Annotated in this window: 1 protein-coding gene; it reads left to right on the forward strand. The window is 68.1% G+C overall.

Features of this window, described 5'->3' with window-relative positions; translation table 11 throughout:
• A partial coding sequence (locus D7X32_RS44605; protein ID WP_244239532.1) for a condensation domain-containing protein occupies positions 1-501 on the forward strand: 501 nt, incomplete at both ends.

Consider the following 501-nt stretch of genomic DNA (forward strand, 5'->3'; position numbering starts at 1 on the left):
ACCAGCACGTTCCGTTCGAGAAGCTGGTGGAAGCCCTCCAGCCCGTGCGCGACCTGAGCCGCAGCGCGCTCTTCCAGGCCATGTTCTCCCTGCAGAACACGCCCATGGAAGCCCTGCGCGTGCCGGGCCTGTCGTTCGAGCAGCTTCCCCTCGAAGCGAACTCGGCGAAGTTCGACCTGACGCTGACGTTGCAGGACTCTCCCCAGGGCTTCATGGGCGTCCTGGAGTACAGCACCGACCTCTTCGACACCTCGACCGTGCAGCGCATGGCGGGCCACCTGGGCGTGCTGCTGGAGGCCATCGCCGCGCAGCCGGACTCGACGCTCGCGAGCCTGCCCCTGCTCACCGCTCCGGAGCGACAGCAACTCCTCATTGACTGGAACGGCCCCAGCGCTGAGTTCCCCCGCGACCTCTGCCTCCACGACGCCTTCGCCGCCCAGGCCCTTCGTACGCCCGAAGCCCTGGCCGTCATCTGCCGCGAGGAGCAGCTCACCTTCCGTG

The organism is Corallococcus carmarthensis, assembly GCF_003611695.1.
GTDB classification, from domain to species: domain Bacteria; phylum Myxococcota; class Myxococcia; order Myxococcales; family Myxococcaceae; genus Corallococcus; species Corallococcus carmarthensis.